The organism is Weissella kandleri, assembly GCF_001438705.1.
Lineage (GTDB): Bacteria > Bacillota > Bacilli > Lactobacillales > Lactobacillaceae > Weissella > Weissella kandleri.
The window spans coordinates 26,581-43,738 of record NZ_JQBP01000001.1; the positions used below are offsets into that span (position 1 = coordinate 26,581).

13 protein-coding genes and 1 other annotated feature are annotated in these 17,158 nt (G+C 40.9%); of the genes, 11 read left to right on the forward strand and 2 right to left on the reverse strand.

From position 1 onward, the window contains the following. Positions 1 to 156: 156 nt before the first annotated feature. Positions 157 to 1,815 (reverse strand): bifunctional diguanylate cyclase/phosphodiesterase, encoded by a 1,659-nt coding sequence (locus IV73_RS00135; protein ID WP_057753195.1) that lies wholly within the window; start codon positions 1,813 to 1,815, stop codon positions 157 to 159. A 499-nt stretch (positions 1,816 to 2,314) separates the two neighbouring features. On the opposite strand from IV73_RS00135, the gene IV73_RS00140 reads away from it, so the two are divergent. The 8 genes from IV73_RS00140 to IV73_RS00175 all read left to right on the forward strand — a co-directional run bounded on the left by IV73_RS00140 (position 2,315) and on the right by IV73_RS00175 (position 10,089). Continuing rightward, positions 2,315 to 2,806 (forward strand): low molecular weight protein-tyrosine-phosphatase, encoded by a 492-nt coding sequence (locus tag IV73_RS00140; RefSeq protein ID WP_057753197.1) that lies wholly within the window; start codon positions 2,315 to 2,317, stop codon positions 2,804 to 2,806. Beyond that, positions 2,796 to 3,494: a hypothetical protein gene (locus IV73_RS00145; protein WP_057753199.1), complete on the forward strand. Its 699-nt coding sequence runs from the start codon at positions 2,796 to 2,798 to the stop codon at positions 3,492 to 3,494. The genes IV73_RS00140 and IV73_RS00145 overlap by 11 nt, the downstream gene beginning before the upstream one ends. Before the next feature lie 75 nt (positions 3,495 to 3,569). After that, positions 3,570 to 5,141 (forward strand): peptide chain release factor 3, encoded by a 1,572-nt coding sequence (locus tag IV73_RS00150; RefSeq protein WP_057753201.1) that lies wholly within the window; start codon positions 3,570 to 3,572, stop codon positions 5,139 to 5,141. Positions 5,142 to 5,228: 87 nt separating this feature from the next. After that, entirely contained in the window at positions 5,229 to 6,524 is a 1,296-nt protein-coding gene (locus IV73_RS00155) for a replication-associated recombination protein A (RefSeq protein ID WP_057753203.1), read from the forward strand. Further along, the gene (locus IV73_RS00160; protein WP_057753205.1) at positions 6,521 to 7,522 is read left to right on the forward strand and encodes an acyltransferase family protein; all 1,002 of its coding nucleotides are present in this window, start codon (positions 6,521 to 6,523) and stop codon (positions 7,520 to 7,522) included. Before IV73_RS00155 ends, IV73_RS00160 begins: the two co-directional genes overlap by 4 nt. Before the next feature lie 354 nt (positions 7,523 to 7,876). After that, entirely contained in the window at positions 7,877 to 8,143 is a 267-nt protein-coding gene (locus IV73_RS00165; protein WP_157049514.1) for a hypothetical protein, read from the forward strand. 86 nt (positions 8,144 to 8,229) lie between these two features. Then, entirely contained in the window at positions 8,230 to 8,676 is a 447-nt protein-coding gene (locus tag IV73_RS00170) for a universal stress protein (RefSeq protein ID WP_057753208.1), read from the forward strand. A 180-nt stretch (positions 8,677 to 8,856) separates the two neighbouring features. Then, positions 8,857 to 10,089, forward strand: a complete 1,233-nt coding sequence (locus IV73_RS00175; RefSeq protein WP_057753210.1) for a hypothetical protein — start codon at positions 8,857 to 8,859, stop codon at positions 10,087 to 10,089. A gap of 82 nt (positions 10,090 to 10,171) precedes the next feature. Here IV73_RS00175 and IV73_RS00180 read toward each other — a convergent pair whose 3' ends face one another. Beyond that, a complete protein-coding gene (locus tag IV73_RS00180) occupies positions 10,172 to 10,918 on the reverse strand; it encodes a hypothetical protein (protein ID WP_057753212.1) in 747 nt (248 codons plus the stop codon). A 245-nt stretch (positions 10,919 to 11,163) separates the two neighbouring features. Further along, positions 11,164 to 11,375, forward strand: a binding site (T-box leader). A 56-nt stretch (positions 11,376 to 11,431) separates the two neighbouring features. Between IV73_RS00180 and IV73_RS00185 the strand changes: the two genes are divergently transcribed. The 3 genes from IV73_RS00185 (at position 11,432) to rlmD (ending at position 16,993) form a co-directional block, all read left to right on the forward strand. After that, positions 11,432 to 14,092, forward strand: a complete 2,661-nt coding sequence (locus IV73_RS00185; RefSeq protein ID WP_057753214.1) for a valine--tRNA ligase — start codon at positions 11,432 to 11,434, stop codon at positions 14,090 to 14,092. Positions 14,093 to 14,240: 148 nt separating this feature from the next. After that, positions 14,241 to 15,548 (forward strand): bifunctional folylpolyglutamate synthase/dihydrofolate synthase, encoded by a 1,308-nt coding sequence (locus tag IV73_RS00190; RefSeq protein WP_057753216.1) that lies wholly within the window; start codon positions 14,241 to 14,243, stop codon positions 15,546 to 15,548. Between the two features lie 68 nt (positions 15,549 to 15,616). Further along, positions 15,617 to 16,993, forward strand: a complete 1,377-nt coding sequence (gene rlmD / locus IV73_RS00195; RefSeq protein ID WP_057753218.1) for a 23S rRNA (uracil(1939)-C(5))-methyltransferase RlmD — start codon at positions 15,617 to 15,619, stop codon at positions 16,991 to 16,993. The last annotated feature ends 165 nt before the right edge of the window (positions 16,994 to 17,158 follow it).

Genomic DNA, 17,158 nt, shown 5'->3' on the forward strand with positions numbered 1-17,158 from the left:
TCATAAGCTTCATTTCACTAGTTGCTTTCAATTAATGAAATGAAGCTTTTTTAGTGTGCTTAGTAAATGAGCCGTCTCATCTGAGAGTCGGAAAAAGGGCCAGCAGGAATGCCGGCCCTTTTTTGATGTGTTGATAAAGAGTGTGCGATTAGCTGATCAGCTAATCGTAGGTAATTCTGGAATTCCAAAGTAAGGTCCTTGGGCTTGAGTGATGCCCAATTGATCTTGGAGGTTCGTGAGTTGTTCCTTCGTTGAAACGTTGCTGACGATGCCAATAAGTTCATGTTCTTGACAATAACGTATCCAAGGCTTCAATTGTTGAATCTGCAACTGGAGATTTGGATGGGCTTGGAGGTGGTATTTAATCCCATCTACTTGCTGTAAGATCGTGAAGTCGATTTGCGAGTTGACATCATCCCATAGGATCTTCACGTTGTGCTGATGAAGAAAATCAATCCATTTGGCGAAGCGTTCGTGATTGGTAGGCTTGAGATGATTTAAATTAGTAATCTCTAATACAAATTGAATCTGTGGATACTTTTTCACAGTTGCAAGAAAATCCTTACAATTATCACGATCAAACATTTGTTCCAAAGTCATATTTAGATGTAATTTGGCGGCAGTGGTGGGCTCAAATAATTCATTAATTAAATCAACCTGAATACTAAAGTTTGAGCGAAGATCCGTATCAGAGTGCCAACGGTAAGTACCGAAATCATACTTTTGTAAGACAAGTTCGTTGGCAATGTTTGTAAAGTGACTGTTGTCTAATTTCATAATTGGCTGTTTTAAATAGGCAAACATAGCCATCACTTGTTGACGTCGATTACCAGAATAAACGGTCTTATCATCTAAGCTCACTTGATTTCGACCGTTGCGTTTACTGTGATATAAAGCCTGGTCAGCGCGATTATAAATCGTATTAAAAGCTTCATCTTCAGGGTGGAGTTCGGTTCCTCCCATCGAAATAGTGACATCAATTAATTTACTATTGTAGTAGAAGTCGGTGGTGCGAATGTCATTCCAGATCTTCTTCATTACAGGTAAAGCCTGATCCAATGAACAGTCTGGAATAATAATAGTGAATTCTTCCCCACCGGTCCGATAAAGATCGGCATTGAGCTCAGTATTCTTTAAGGCTTCGCGGACAATATTGGTGGTATCCATGAGGATTTGGTTACCAGCCGAATGACCGTAACTATCATTGATTTGTTTAAAGCGATCGATGTCCCATTCAATGACAGTTAATGGCATCCGCACGGTTGTACTGTAATGGAAAGTTGCATTGCTGTCATGTTTGAAGAGCGCAAATGACTTGGCCTTGGTTAAGGCGTCATAATCAGCTTGTTTTTCAAAATGATTATCTGATTCATTACTTACTCCACGCGTCCAGACAATCAGGACAATAACGTTCATAGCTACAAATATGATAACCCCCAAAGCCGAGTTAAGAGGATTAATTTCAATGTTCATTGAAACTCGAGGGAGTGTTTCCCAGAAGAGAAAAGCTAGAAGAAAGAAATAGATGATTCCGTGGACCCAGTGATAAATAATTCGTTCATGAACCACAGGAATCATACTAGCAAATAATAAGGCAATGGTCACCGCAAAGGCAATAATAACCAATGGATCTGACATATTAGCGCCTTGGACCATTAGTCCGGTATGGTGAGCAATCCACACATAACCAATTGCACCAAACTGTAATATACGTTCAAATAGATTAAAGCCACCAATATATAAGAAAGGAATGACTAATAAGAAGAGGGCGATATCATGAAAGACTAGGGCGATGCTACCGCTGAAATAAAACATCGTGGCTATGTGCAGATAGAGTCCCACTCCACAGCTTAATATAATCAGTTGAATTCGTTTTAAGACTAAATGATTAGAATCTTTTTGAATGAAAACTGTGCTCCATAATCGTTGAAAATAGTGAATATATCCAGTGCTAAAAAAGCAAGCGATAACCAGCGCCATTGTTAGGAAACCGAGGTTATCAAAAAAAATAGGTATAAAATTATGCATTGGTGTTCCTCTGAATAGTTAATTTATATTTGATTAAAAAACGTATCTTTACTATTATACCGGTTTTATATGCATTATGGTTAAAAAGTGACACTTTTTAAGGAGATATAAATGAAAATATTGGAATGAATTGTTTAATTAATTCGGCGGTGTTTGATTCGCAATGCGACAGCAAACATTATATGTTAAGATAAATAAGATTTTGAATATTTTTTCAAACTTGAATTTAAAGGTCAGTAATGACAGTGGCGGAAAGTCATTTTGGTAAAATTAAATGGAGAAATACATGAAAGTTTTATTTGTATGTTTAGGAAATATTGCTCGTTCAACAATGGCGGAAGCATTGTTCACGCAAATGGTAGCTGATGACGGTTTGTCAGCTCAGATTAAAATTGATTCAGCGGGGACTTCAGATGTAGAGCAGGGAAATCCGCCACATCCGGGGACGCAAAAGATCTTACGAAAATTAAATGTGCCGTTTGATTGGATTTATGCCCGACAGATTCAAGCCGATGATTTTAAAACGGCTGATTATATTATCACGATGGATCGGCAAAATTTGGCAACGTTGAAGCGACGCTGCCCCAAACAATGGCAAGATAAAGTTCATTTAGCATATGAGATTTTGCCCGAAAAATATGATCAGGAAATTCCTGATCCATGGTATACACAACGGTTTGATATCACTTATCAACAATTAATTGAAGTTTTACCGATGTGGTTACAGTTATTTAAAAATGAACTAGCATATTATCCGGAGAAATCAGATGAAGAATAAAGGTAGGCTGTTATTGATTGTTTTCTTGACCATTATTTTAGTTTGGAGTGGTCAACGCGGTGTTAATCAATGGCTGGCACATCAAGATATTAAAACGGCCCGCCAAGCTGTGCAACAAGATGATTGGATAACGGCTCAACAGGACTATCAAAAAGCACAAGCGCGGGTGCCGTCGGTTGAAAGTCGTACGTCTTTAGAACAGTTGGATTTATTAATTGTTGGTGATAAAGCAGCTGAGGCAGGTCATCAGGATGTGATGAGGCAAAATTATCAGCGCGCTTTGCACGTTAATGGGGGCATGCACCGAATTAATCAACGCATTCAATCTAAGTTACAACAATATGAACCAGATGTAAAACGAGATAAAGCGTCTTCAGCAACGCATGACAAACGGACGCCGCACACATCGTCGTCCAAAAACCAAGCTACTGCATCTAGCAAAAATAAGAATGTTGATTGGGCGCAGGCAAATTCAAATAATTTAGTGACACCTAGTGCAAATTTAGCCGATGCTTATCAATTTTCAAACGTAGAGATTGAGGCGGCTCGGGACGAATTAGTCCGGATTTATCCTAATGCACAAAATTATGATGATACGAATATCAAAAAGGTTATGGCGATGAGTTTATTAAATAATACGTCGTTAACTGAAGCCTACCAAGCGGGTGGCTGGAATCAAATGCGCTAATATTAGTAGGGGCGTTTTTGGTATAATGGTAATTATAAAATAAGAATTTAATTTATATAGAAAAGATTGGAAATTATGACAGATTTAAAACAAGCAATTGATACGCGGCGAACATTTGCGATTATTTCGCACCCGGACGCTGGTAAAACGACGATTACAGAGCAAATGTTATTGTTGGGTGGGGTAGTCCGATCAGCTGGTACGGTTAAAGGACGGCAAGGAAATTTTGCTAAATCCGATTGGATGGAAATAGAGCAAAAACGCGGAATTTCTGTGACGTCATCTGTTTTGCAATTCGATTATGATGGTAAAAGAATTAATATTTTAGATACGCCAGGGCACGAAGATTTTTCTGAAGATACGTATCGAACTTTAATGGCGGTTGACTCGGTTATTATGGTAGTTGATTCAGCAAAAGGAATTGAGCCTCAGACGCGTAAGCTTTTTGAAATTGTTAAAGAACGGCACATTCCGATTTTTACCTTTTTCAATAAGTTGGATCGCGATGGACGTCCAGCAATGGACCTAGTCGATGAGTTGGAAGAAACTTTGGGAATTAATGCCTATCCGATGAATTGGCCAATTGGTTCCGGTCAGGTGTTATCTGGTTTGTTTGACATTTATCATCAACAAGTTGAGGTTTATCGACCCGCCTCAGAGGATGAACGTTTCTTACCGTTGAATGCAGCCGGGGATGACTTAACGCAACCAAACGCTATTCAGCAGACCCCGGTTTGGAAAGAAGCGCGTGAAGAAGTGGAACTCTTACAGGATGCCGGGAATGCTTTTAATGAAGATGCCGTCTTAAAGGGTGAATTAACACCTGTCTTTTTCGGGTCAGCTTTGGCTGGTTTTGGGTTGGAAACTTTTTTGCAGACCTATTTGCAATTTGCTCCAGCGCCAGCGCCGAAGAAAACGACTGATCAACAAGTGATTGAACCGGATCAGGCTGAATTCAGTGGATTTGTCTTTAAAATACAGGCGAACATGAATCCGAACCATCGTGATCGAATTGCCTTTGTGCGGATTGTCTCGGGGGAATTTGAACGGGGGATGGACGTGACCTTACAACGCACGGCTAAAAAAATGCGTTTATCTAATGTGACTCAATTCATGGCTGATTCGCGGGAAAATGTTGAAAATGCGGTGCCGGGCGATATTATCGGAGTATATGATACGGGTAGCTTCCAAATTGGTGATACGATTTATGCGGGTAAAAAGTCAATTGAGTTTGAAGAATTGCCTACTTTTACCCCTGAATTGTTTATGCATGTGCGCGCGAAAAATGTTTTGAAACAAAAGTCATTTCATAAAGGAGTGACTCAGTTAGTGCAAGAAGGAACCATTCAAATGTATACGGCCTGGGATTCAGGTGATTACATTTTGGGAGCAGTTGGACAATTGCAATTTGAAGTTTTCCAATTCCGGATGGAGAATGAATATAATAGTGAAGTTATTTTAGAGCCGATGGGGTCAAAGATTGCGCGGTGGGTTTCTGAAGATCAATTGGATTCCAAGATGGCTTCTTCACGGAATTTGTTAGCCCGTGATCGGCATGGTAATCCAGTCTTTTTGTTTGAAAACATGTTTGCCGAACGTTGGTTTGAAGATAAGTATCCTAATGTAAAATTAGAAACTAAATTGTGATTAAAAAACGACGGATACGAACAAAGCTGGGGATTTCCGGCTTTTTTGCTATTAATTGAATGCTGGTTATAATGAAGGGGGCAAAAGATGGAACAACCGTTAGCTTATCGAATGCGGCCACGTAACATTGAAGAAGTGGTAGGTCAGCAAGCGTTAGTTGGACCAGGGAAAATTATTTCGCGGATGGTTCAGGCGAAAATGTTATCATCAATGATTCTATTTGGCCCGCCCGGAACGGGAAAAACTAGTATTGCAAGTGCGATTGCTGGTTCAACTCAGTATGCCTTTCGAAAATTAAATGCTGCAACGGATACTAAAAAAGATTTGCAGATGGTGGCAGAAGAGGCCAAAATGTCTGGCACCGTCATTTTGTTATTGGATGAAATTCATCGGCTAGATAAAACTAAGCAAGATTTTCTATTACCACATTTGGAAAATGGCCGGATTGTGTTAATTGGGGCTACTACGGAAAATCCATATTTATCTATTAATCCTGCGATTCGTTCGCGGGCCCAAATTTTTGAAGTCCAACCTTTGACGTTAGATGAAATGGGAGTTGCCGTTGATCGAGCGTTAAATGATTCGGAACGTGGACTAGGTCAATATTTTGTCGATCTGGATGCTGATGCAAAAAAACAATTATTGTATGCAACTAATGGTGATTTGCGGGCTGCTTTAAATGGGCTTGAATTGGCCGTGAAGTCAACGTCTAAAGATGTTGATGGACGTATTAAAATTACGTTACCAATTATTGAAGAAAGTGTGCAAAAGCGCGCTTTAGTGGCGGATAAAGATGGCGATGCGCATTATAATGTTATCTCCGCCTTGCAAAAATCAATTCGGGGAAGTGACGCTGATGCGGCTTTGCATTACGCTGCTAGGCTTATTGCGGCCGGTGATTTAGTGATTTTGGCGCGCCGTTTGCGAGTAATTGCTTATGAAGATATTGGCATGGCTGCGCCTGTAGTTGTGAATCAAGCGATTACGGCGATTAATACGGCTGAGCAGTTGGGATTTCCGGAAGCACGGATTCCTTTAGCGAATGCGATTTTGCTGTTAGCTTTAGCTCCTAAGTCGAATTCGGCAATGGTAGCGATTGATGCGGCCCAAGCTGATTTACAAAAAAGGGGGGGTGGACCGATCCCTGATTACTTAAAGGATGCACATTACCAAGGTGCAGCGGACTTAGGTTATGGTGTTGATTATTTATATCCGCATGCTTATCCAGGCGATTGGGTTGCTCAACAATATTTGCCCGATAGCCTTCAAGGACATCAGTATTGGGAACCTAAAGGTAATTCTAAGGCGGAATTAAGCTATCAACAGCAGTATGAAAAATTGCGAATTGCTCAAAAACAAGGTTTACAAAGGAAAAAGAAATGAATCGAATTGAATGGGTAGACGTGGCCAAGGGATGGACGATCTTGATGGTTTTACTAGTTCACGTTTTAGAGGGGTTTTATAAAACGGGTGCTTATCCCGAACAGATCATTTTGCTTAAAAGTTTGATGGCCGGATTGTTTTTGTTTATTATGCCCATCTTTTTCGCTTTATCAGGATATTTATACCGGGTACCTCGAACTTGGGTGGCCTGGCGCTTACAGATGCAAAAAAAGATGATTGCGTTGATGGGGCCATCAATTATTTTTACCGTCATTTATGTTGGCCTACAACAAATGGGGGGGAAAAACGTCCACAATGAATATCAATGGTCTGATGTATTGTTGATGTTTGTACATCCGGTGGGCTATTTGTGGTTTTTGGAGACGCTTTTCATAATTTTTGCATTAGTAGGTGTTTTGTCTTTATTAAAGTTCCCAACATCGTGGCAAATGTTACTATATTTGGCACTAGCTGTAGTTGGTAATTTTATTTTGACCCCGTTAATTTTACAAGAGGTTTGCTGGTGGACAAGTGCATTTTATTTAGGTTATTTAATGCGGCAACAAAAGCATTGGTGGCAGCAAACATGGGTCGTTGGCGGAGCAATTCTGGTAATTGTGGTGGGGATGTTATGGCGGTATGTTCAAGGAGGGAATTGGTTTGAGACCAATATACCGGTCTTGGATTTGCTTTTGCCCAAACTAGCGACGATTATTATTGGCTTTAATGTCTTTCAAAAAATTAAAGAATCAAATTATTGGGTACGCGTGGGGCAAGCGTCCCTCACAATTTATTTAGTCCATGCCCCTGTCGCTTCGATGGTGCGGATTGGATTAATGCAATTAGGCTTGCATAATTTTTGGCTATTATTGGCTGTGGTGAGTTGGGTAACCTGGCAAATTTCAATTTGGATTGTCCAAGCGACTGACCAATCTGCGAGTCTGGAATTGATATTTTATCCATATCAATGGTGGCAAAAGCGGCACGCCCGCACGTGAAAAATGAATTGATAATTCGGTGAAAAGTGTTGGAACTAACATTATTTTGCGTTATAATTTGATTATAGTAAATTACCTGGTCGTACGCGTGATTCATAATATCATAATGTTGCTTTACAACTTTCTAAACGGGAATGGCGGAAAGCCGGCGGAGCATGCCATGACATGTGGTAGCGACAAACGCTGTCTTAGTGCCCACTTTCTTATACTAGGAGCCAACTTTGACGAATCATCTAACGGCGACATACAAGTTTTTTACAGGCTCGTTTACCTTGTTAAACGGGCTTTTTATTTTAATAAATAGGCTTGATTGAAAAATAAATAAGTGAAGGAAGTGTGAGTAGAACGATGTTGATGATGATTGAAATTTTATTTGCAATTTTAGTTGGTGGGATTGGAATCTATTTGTTACGACATCAAAGTAACTTTTTAGGTCTCAGTGCTAATCAAATTCAAAAGACCGCCCATTTTTATGGCTGGGCACTACTAATGGTGGCAGTGGGGCTACTCATTAGTGCAATTTTTTTTGCAAATGTGGTCTGGTTAATGACAATCTTTTTGATTTTATCAATGGCCTTGACGATGATTTTGGCAGTAATTATTAGTAGTAAATTATTTTAGTTAAGATTATTTTAAAGCCTATGAAAACGCTTACGACATATGTTATAATGTGTATATAGCAAATTGATTTTAAGGAGGGTGAGATTATGATGGCGGAAATGAATTATAAAAATATTTTAGTACCAGTCGATGGTTCCAAGGAGGCTGAATCAGCCTTAAAGCAGGCGATTGATATCACCAAGCGTAACCATGCCAAATTGCATATTTTGCATGTTATTGATACCCGTGCCTTTCAAAACGTAGCCGATTTTAAAACAGCCATGGTCGAAGAAGTAGCTGATACTGCAAAGAAGACGATGGAAACTTATTTACAACAAGCTAAAGATGCTGGCGTTGAAGATGTAGAATATTCGATTGAGTATGGTTCACCCAAGAATATTATTGGGCATCAAGCGGTCGAAAAGTACGATATCGATTTAATTATTATGGGGGCTACTGGGCTTAATACAATTGAACGGTTCTTGATTGGGTCTGTGACTGAGTATGTGACTCGCTCTGCCAATGTTGATACTTTAATCGTTCGGGCTAATTGATAAAGCCGCTTAAACAGGCGCAACGACCACTGGTAAACAGGCGGTACGTTGAACCTGTTTTTTACTTAATAAAATTAAAAGTTTTAATAAATTTTGTGCAAAAATATTCGAATTAGCATATTATATAGTTATATAGACTAAGACAGGCGAGAAGCGCTAGTTAAGTTACGGGGAAATAATATGGAATTACCATTAACAGCAACAGTATTAAATAAACGCAGTGGAATTACAATTGTTGGGTCGGTGGGGGATGCCAAAGCAAACGTCACCGTCCAATTGGCTGATCAGACACTCTTGACACCAGAAATTGATGAGAGCGGTTCTTTTATCGTTCAAGTCGATTGGCAACAAGCGCATGGAGATATTAAAATTGGGGCTAGTTTGCCCAATGATGCAACAACGCGCAACGAAACCACTTTACATATTGAAGCACCACAACCCATTGTGACGGCGGTATTATCAACGCAAGGTATTATGCGTAAATTGACGGGATCTGTGAATCAGCCGGGTCTTTTTATTGAGGTGCATACGCCAGAAAACGCTCATCCAATTGAGGTTTTGGTTGATGATAATTTGGAATTTGAATTACAAATCCCAATCGCATTACGACCAGAGGATTTGCGGGTGACCGCTTTGAATCCGGTGACGGGTGAACAATTAGAAGTGCCAGTTGAAATTGGTGTGACTACCAAAACGATGACAATTCCGATCTTGACTGATGAGATGATTAGTAGTTATGCTGAAGCAGCTGAAGAACGCCGAGCGGCTTCAGAAGCCCACGATCAAGCGTTGGTTGAAAAGGCCGCCGCTTCTGAATCTTTTGTTAATTCGATTGTGGAAGGCATTACACCGTCTTCGGCGGCTGTGTCATCATCGATTGTCGCGGAAAATAAACAAGCCGGTGAACAGCCAGCTGTCCCCGTTGATGAGGTGCCAGTAGCGCCAACAACCCCTGCAGCTAGTGATGAGGCCGCGGAGGTTGTGACATCGGATCAAGTACCGACTGAGCCAGCAAAGGTGATTGTAGAAGTGCTTCAACCACGGCAAACTAAAGAACAAGCATTAAGCGCTAAGGATTCAGAAATAGCTATTTCTGAATCTGAAGCAGTTTCATCTGCAGCAACACTTGAAAAGGATGACGATAGGGCAAAGGTCGAAGCAGTATCTGAGGCAGTGACAACAGAAATTAATCTACTTGATTTTGATGATGGGGATGAAAAAAGCGCAACCGAAACGGGGGTGGCTGAAGTCCTACATGATGGTGAGGTTAAGGTTAGTCGCAAGATTGAAGATCCACGCGCACAAAATAAACCTCAGACGAATTATTCGCGGACGTCGCGTAATCAAGAAGCCAAACCAAAACAAAAAGGTGGCTTCTGGAATTTCTTGAAGCGTTTATTTGGTCGCGCATAATAAAGTAAATGAAAAAGCTCCTCAGCCTGGCTTAACACCAGGCTGAGGAGCTTTTTAATATTTTATATTGGTGAAACTTAGCTTACTTTTTAGCCGTTGAATTATTAATCCAAGTATTAAAGTCATCATTATCGGCGTTTTGCCCACCAGTAATATGGCTTTGGTAAGCATTCTTTTGTGGCTGTGAAAGTGAATCCCAAATTGAACCATTCAGCGCATAACGTGAGGCTTGGGCTAGCAAGTGGTCCGCGGTGACGTCTTTAATGTTTTCTTGTTGGTGGTTAGCTAATTGATCACCAGTCCATAAGGTGGCCACTCCAAATTGAGAACCGTTTTTCAAGCTTAATTGCCGTGCCACGCGCACCGTTGAAATCTTATCAGTTTGGTTGGTAGTAGCGGCTAGGGCGACAGCCGTCGCTTTAGCGTACGAATTGAGATACGTCTGGGTATCGTCTTGTTTTTGATTATCTTGGAAAATCACGGTTGCGGTTTCATCTTTTATCAAAATGGTCTGTAATCTAATATCAATTTTATTAGTAGTTAACATTTGCTGTAGCTTATCACTGTAGTTAGTATTTTGAATCAACGTTTGGCTGGTTGAAGAAGCGACCGCGGTGGCGTTTGGGTCATTAATCGCTGAAGCAATGGCGGCCTTTTTTGATGAACTTGAGGCTGCTTTTTGCGAATTTGACCGTTGACTGGCTGCTTTGGATGTCTGTTGAGCTTGATGTTGACGTTGTGCGGCGATGTGCTGACCAAAGAGCGCGATTGCGCCAATGACTACTAAAATGGCAATCAAGGTGATGCCTGTGCGTTTTGTATTTTTCAAAAGATAAAACCTCCATAGTAATAACTAGTTATCTTTATTATAGCAAATTCATGGTGACATGAGATTGAGAACTGATTAAAAATCGATAACGGACGTAACAATGAACGACTTCAATAAAAATATATTAATATAAATAGTGTTAAAGATAGCCGTTAAATATGGTTGTTGAAGGCATTGGTTTTTGGTTTTAAATAATTAATTAACTAATTAAACTTGTAAAAAAGGTTAGATAAACGTAAAATAATGAAAGGGCAAGGCCTTATTGAGTAAATTTAAAGTCAAGTTTAGAGAGTTTTCGGTTGGTGCAAGAAAATCATGACTTAAATTGAAAGTAAGTAAGGGGCCGAGTTGGTGAACTGTTTAGTAGCTAATTCCGTATTCTCTGCGTTAAGGAGATGAAGATAAGACTTGAGAAAGTCTTGAATTCAGGTGGTACCGCGAAAAATTCGCCCTGATAAATCATTAATTTGGTTTGTCAGGGCTTTTTAGTTTCAAAATAAGGAGAATGAATAGATGCGTGAAATTGACATGCCAGGTAAATATGACCCGCAGGCCGTAGAAGTAGGTCGTTACGATAAATGGTTGGAAGATAAGCGGTTTACGCCGACTGGGAATCGGAAGGCACGGCCGTATTCAATTGTGATTCCCCCGCCTAATGTTACTGGTAAATTACATTTAGGACATGCGTGGGACACGACCTTGCAAGATGTGTTGATTCGTCAAAAGCGGATGCAAGGTTATGATACCGTTTGGGTGCCGGGCATGGACCATGCTGGCATTGCGACCCAAGCAAAAGTGGAGCAGCGCTTGGCGGAACAAGGAGTTTCCCGTTATGATTTAGGACGAGATAACTTTGTGGAACAAGTCTGGGATTGGAAAAATGAGTATGCCGCTACGATTAAGGCTCAATGGGGTAAGCTTGGCCTATCTTTGGATTATAGTCGGGAGCGTTTTACTTTAGATGCTGGATTATCGGATGCGGTTAAAAAGGTATTTGTGACACTCTATCAAAAAGATTTGATTTATCGTGGTGAATACATTATTAATTGGGATCTTAAAGCACGGACAGCCTTATCAGATATTGAAGTTATTTATAAAGACATTGAAGGTGCATTTTATCATGTTAAATATCCCTTTACGGATGATACAACATTAAATGGTAAAAACTATATTGAAATTGCGACCACCCGTCCAGAAACTATGTTTGGGGATGTGGCCGTCGCCGTTAACCCTAATGATGAACGGTATCAAGCAATTATTGGTAAGACGATAAAAGTACCATTGGTTGAACGTGAAATTCCCGTGATTGCTGATGAATATGTGGAGATGGAATTTGGAACGGGGATGGTGAAGATTACGCCTGCCCATGATCCAAACGATTTTGAAGTAGGAAATCGGCATAATCTTGAGCGCATTAACACGATGAATGAAGATGGTTCAATGAATGAACGGGCTGGGAAATATGTCGGGATGGATCGCGATGATGCCCGTAAAGCAATCGTAGCTGATTTAGAAGCTGCTGGTTGGATGTTAGAAGTTGAACCATATACCCATTCAGTTGGTCATTCCGAACGGACCGGAGTGCCGGTTGAAGCACGGTTATCAACCCAGTGGTTTGTGCGCATGAAGCCTTTGGCTGAGCAAGCTTTGGCCATGCAAAAATCAGATGATCGGGTTAACTTTTACCCCCCTCGTTTTGAAAACACCTTTACTAATTGGATGGAAAACATCCATGATTGGGTGATTTCACGTCAATTATGGTGGGGACACCAAATTCCCGCTTGGTACCATAAGGAAACGGGTGAAGTATACGTTGGTGAAGCAGCGCCAGCTGATATTGAAAACTGGACCCAAGAAACGGATGTCTTGGATACTTGGTTCTCATCAGCATTGTGGCCATTTTCAACGATGGGTTGGCCGGATACTGACGCTGAAGACTTCAAGCGTTATTTCCCCACTAATACTTTGGTCACGGGATACGATATTATCTTTTTCTGGGTTGCACGGATGATGTTCCAATCAAAGGAGTTTACTGGACGGCGGCCGTTTAATAATGTGTTGATTCACGGTTTAATTCGAGATGAGCAAGGTCGTAAAATGTCTAAGTCTTTGGGGAATGGAATTGACCCAATGGACGTGATTGATCAGTATGGAGCTGACGCATTACGATGGTTCTTAGCCAATGGTTCAACACCGGGTCTTGATGTACGTTTCTCATATACTAAGATGGATGCTGCTTGGAACTTTATTAATAAAATCTGGAATGCAGCGCGTTATGTTATTATGAATCTGGATGATAACACACCGGCAGAATTGCCAGCTCGTGATCAAATGACTTTGGCTGATCGTTGGATTCTGTCACGCTTAAATCAAACGGTTGAAAATGTGGTGAATAATTTCGATAAGTTTGAATTTGGTGAAGCTGGTCGGGCTTTGTATAACTTTATTTGGAATGATTTTGCTGATTGGTATATTGAAATGACCAAGGAAACCTTGAACGGCGATGACGCAGCTGCGAAAAAGGCAGTGCAAGGGGTTTTGGCGTATACCTTAGATCAAACACTTCGTTTGTTGCACCCGATCATGCCGTTTGTTACGGAAGAAATTTGGTTGGATATGCCAATGAATGAAGGTTCAATTACGAGCGCTGCTTATCCGGAGATACATGCTGAGTTACAAGATACGGTGGCGGAAAATGATTTCCAACGGTTAGTTGATTTGATTACAGCGGTTCGTAATATTCGAACGGAAGCCAACGCCCCAATGTCAACTGCGATTGAAGTTTTGATTAAGACTGATGATGCAGCCTTACAAACAATCGTGGAACAAAATCAAGATTATATTAATCGGTTTGTTAAGCCGAAAACGTTGCAAATTGGTTCAAATTTGCAAGCGCCAAAGTTGGCGATGACCAAGGTGATTACCGGAGCTGAAGTGATTGTCCCATTGGAGGAGTTAATTAACTTAGATGATGAGATTGCACGTTTAACGAAAGAATTGAAGAAATATCAAGGTGAAGTTAAGCGGGGTGAAGGTAAGTTAGGTAATGAAAAGTTTGTTAATTCAGCCCCTGAGGCGGTGGTAGAAGCAGAACGTGAAAAGTTAGCTGATTGGCAAGCGAAAGCCGCAGTGACGCAACAGCGCTTGGCTGAATTGAAGACGGCCCAAGCTTAATAGCAAACAATCAAAATTTGATGTTTTCATAGTAGGTGTTGATTAATGATTGAGCACATTATTCTGGAATCATCATAGATGGGGTTGGCGCAGAAAATGCACCAACCTTTTCTTGTAGTAACGGTAATCCTTAGAAGGGAGAGGTTAAATGATTCAAGATTATCAAGCGGCATTGGCTTTAATTCATGGGCGGCCACGTTTTGGGAAGGCGGAAACGATGACACGGATGCAAGCATTACTGACCTTACTTGGTAATCCACAAGATCAGTTGCAATACGTGCATATTACTGGAACCAATGGCAAGGGTTCTGTGTCTCGCATGACAGAACAAATTTTAAGTGCGCATGGGCTTCAGGTAGGGTTATATACTTCGCCTTTTATCATGCGCTTTAATGAGCGGATTCAAATTAATCATACCAATATTTCTGATGATGATTTGGTCCGGTGGGTTCAGAAATTAGAACCACTGTTAGCACAACTTGATGCGCAAGTGACCGGTGGGCCAACGGAATTTGAAACAATCACGGCTTTAATGTTTGCATATTTTGCGGAACAAAAGGTGGACGTTGTCGTCTTAGAAGTCGGGATTGGGGGGGTGTTAGATTCTACTAACATTATCCAGTCTAAGCTCGTTTCAGTGGTTACCACCGTAGCTTTTGATCACCAAAAATTATTGGGGAATACCTTAACTGCGATTGCAACTCAAAAGGCCGGTATTATTAAAGGGCCGACACATCCAACAGTGGTGGGGCGTTTGCCGGATGAAGCTTTACAGGTCATTGACCGTAAAACAAAGCGTTTAAAGATTTTAGACCGTGATTTTTGGTTAGAGCAGGTACAACAGGAAGCAAATGGTAATTTTATATTTGATTTTGTAAATCAGCACGGCGTAAAATTAACTAATTTAAATTTGAACTTAAGGGGTAATTATCAGTTGGAAAATAGTGCTGTGGCTATTATGACAGCTCAATTAGCGTTGCAAGCTTTAAATATAGATTTAAAACCGGCTGCTGTTCAAGTTGCTTTGCAAAATGTGACCTGGCCGGGACGCTTTGAATATTTGCAACAACAGCCTTCCGTGGTGATTGATGGGGCGCATAATTTAGCAGGCGTGAAGGGGCTGTTGGACAGCTTACAGCAATTGCCAGCTCGGCATATTGAAATTATTATGGGCGTTTTGACCGATAAAGATTACCCCGCGATGTTAATGCAATTAAAAACGGATCCACGGGTGCATTTGACCGTGGTGGATTTTGATGCACCAAATCAAAGGCAGGTGGTGCAGCCAAATAATTTGGAGACGTTAGTCGATGCGACGGCTGCGGATTTTGAACAAGCCTATGCAGCCCTTCAGCCGTTACCATCTGATACAGCGGTAGTTTTTACTGGTTCTTTGTATTTTATTTCAGCGGTACGGCAAGCGTTTGTCGCAAAGAAATTCAGCAAAATTAGGTAAATGATGTTATGATGAAGTGATGTAACAAATGAGTTGTCGCAAATACCATTTGAGGAGAAAAAATTAATATGGCAAAAATTAACGCGCCGGTTTATAAAAACCAAGAGATTGAAGGGGAAGTTGTTGACATTACCTACCAAGGAATGGGTGTGGTAAAAGTTGATGAATATCCCATTTTCGTAGTGGACGCAATTCCCGGCGAAGAAGTTTTAGTGGGTGTCACCAAGGTCCAAAAGAATTATGCTTTTGGCCGGGTTATTAAGCGATTAAAGGAATCGGATTTACGGAATCATGAAGTGAATCAAGCTGCTTTGACAACTGGGATTGCCCCTTTGGCTAATTTAGTTTACCCCGCGCAATTAGAGTTTAAGCAAAAACAAGTCCAAGAGTTGTTTAAAAAGATGCACTTGGATGCTGAAATTTTACCAACCATTGGGATGGAACAACACACGGGATATCGTAACAAGGCGCAAGTCCCTGTACGTGAGATTCATGGTGAGATTAATACTGGTTTTTATCGGCGAAATTCACATAATTTAGTACCAATTGAAGACTACTATATTCAAGATCCAGCCATTGACCACGCGATTGTGGTCGTGCGTGACTTATTGCGTAAATATCAATTGGATGCTTATGATGAGCAAACGCATCGTGGTGATATTAAGACGATTATGGTCCGGCGGGGTTATTACAGTCATGAAATGATGATCGTGATTGTCACGCGTCGGAAAAAGTTGCCGGTGGCAGAAGCATTAGTGGCTGGAATTCGGGCTGTTTTGCCAGAAGTAACTTCAATCATTCAAAATGTTAACTCTGAAGCAACAAATGTTATGATGGGTGATACGAATAAGACGCTTTGGGGGGCCGATTATATTACCGACACTTTGTTAGGCAAGACATTTGAAATTGGGCCTTTGTCGTTCTATCAAGTGAATCCTCAATCAACAGAGCTTTTGTATCAGTTAGCAATTGATAAGGCTGACTTGCGCGGGGATGAGACGGTCATTGATGCTTATTCTGGAATTGGAACCATTTCACTAACTGTGGCCAATCAAGTTAAGCAAGTGATGGGGGTGGAAATTGTCCCTGGAGCGGTGGCAGATGCTAAGCGGAATGCCAAAATTAATGGGGTCGAAAATGTGACCTTTGAATTAGGTAAAGCTGAAGAGAAGATGCAAGAATGGCAAATGGCTGAACTTCAACCGGATGTGATTTTTGTGGATCCGCCACGTAAGGGCTTGGCACCTGAGTTAATTGATGCAGCGGTGGCAATGAAGCCAGATAAAATTGTCTACATTTCATGTAATCCAGCGACCTTAGCGCGTGATGCAGAATTGTTGGCCACGCAAGGTTACGCTATAAAAGGACCAGTCCAACCAATTGATCAGTTCCCACAAACGACACATGTTGAGTGTGTGGTTGTCTTTGAGCCAAAAGAAGCTTAATTAAATTTGGACGGGAAAGTCGACTACTTATATCTAATAAGTAGTCGGTTTTTTTATTGTTTTCATAAGCAATGGCGATGGGAAATCCAACGGGTTAGTTAAAGATATTAGCGGATACCAGTTATTCTTTAGCATCAAGGTCTGAAGTCTGATCCGTTTTTTGGT

Coding starts and splice junctions, on each gene's coding strand:
- IV73_RS00135 (WP_057753195.1), bottom strand. CDS start 1,815: ATGTTTTATTTCAGCGGTAGCATCGCCCTAGTCTTTCATGATATCGCC.
- IV73_RS00140 (WP_057753197.1), top strand. CDS start 2,315: ATGAAAGTTTTATTTGTATGTTTAGGAAATATTGCTCGTTCAACAATG.
- IV73_RS00145 (WP_057753199.1), top strand. CDS start 2,796: ATGAAGAATAAAGGTAGGCTGTTATTGATTGTTTTCTTGACCATTATT.
- IV73_RS00150 (WP_057753201.1), top strand. CDS start 3,570: ATGACAGATTTAAAACAAGCAATTGATACGCGGCGAACATTTGCGATT.
- IV73_RS00155 (WP_057753203.1), top strand. CDS start 5,229: ATGGAACAACCGTTAGCTTATCGAATGCGGCCACGTAACATTGAAGAA.
- IV73_RS00160 (WP_057753205.1), top strand. CDS start 6,521: ATGAATCGAATTGAATGGGTAGACGTGGCCAAGGGATGGACGATCTTG.
- IV73_RS00165 (WP_157049514.1), top strand. CDS start 7,877: ATGATGATTGAAATTTTATTTGCAATTTTAGTTGGTGGGATTGGAATC.
- IV73_RS00170 (WP_057753208.1), top strand. CDS start 8,230: ATGATGGCGGAAATGAATTATAAAAATATTTTAGTACCAGTCGATGGT.
- IV73_RS00175 (WP_057753210.1), top strand. CDS start 8,857: ATGGAATTACCATTAACAGCAACAGTATTAAATAAACGCAGTGGAATT.
- IV73_RS00185 (WP_057753214.1), top strand. CDS start 11,432: ATGCGTGAAATTGACATGCCAGGTAAATATGACCCGCAGGCCGTAGAA.
- IV73_RS00190 (WP_057753216.1), top strand. CDS start 14,241: ATGATTCAAGATTATCAAGCGGCATTGGCTTTAATTCATGGGCGGCCA.
- rlmD (WP_057753218.1), top strand. CDS start 15,617: ATGGCAAAAATTAACGCGCCGGTTTATAAAAACCAAGAGATTGAAGGG.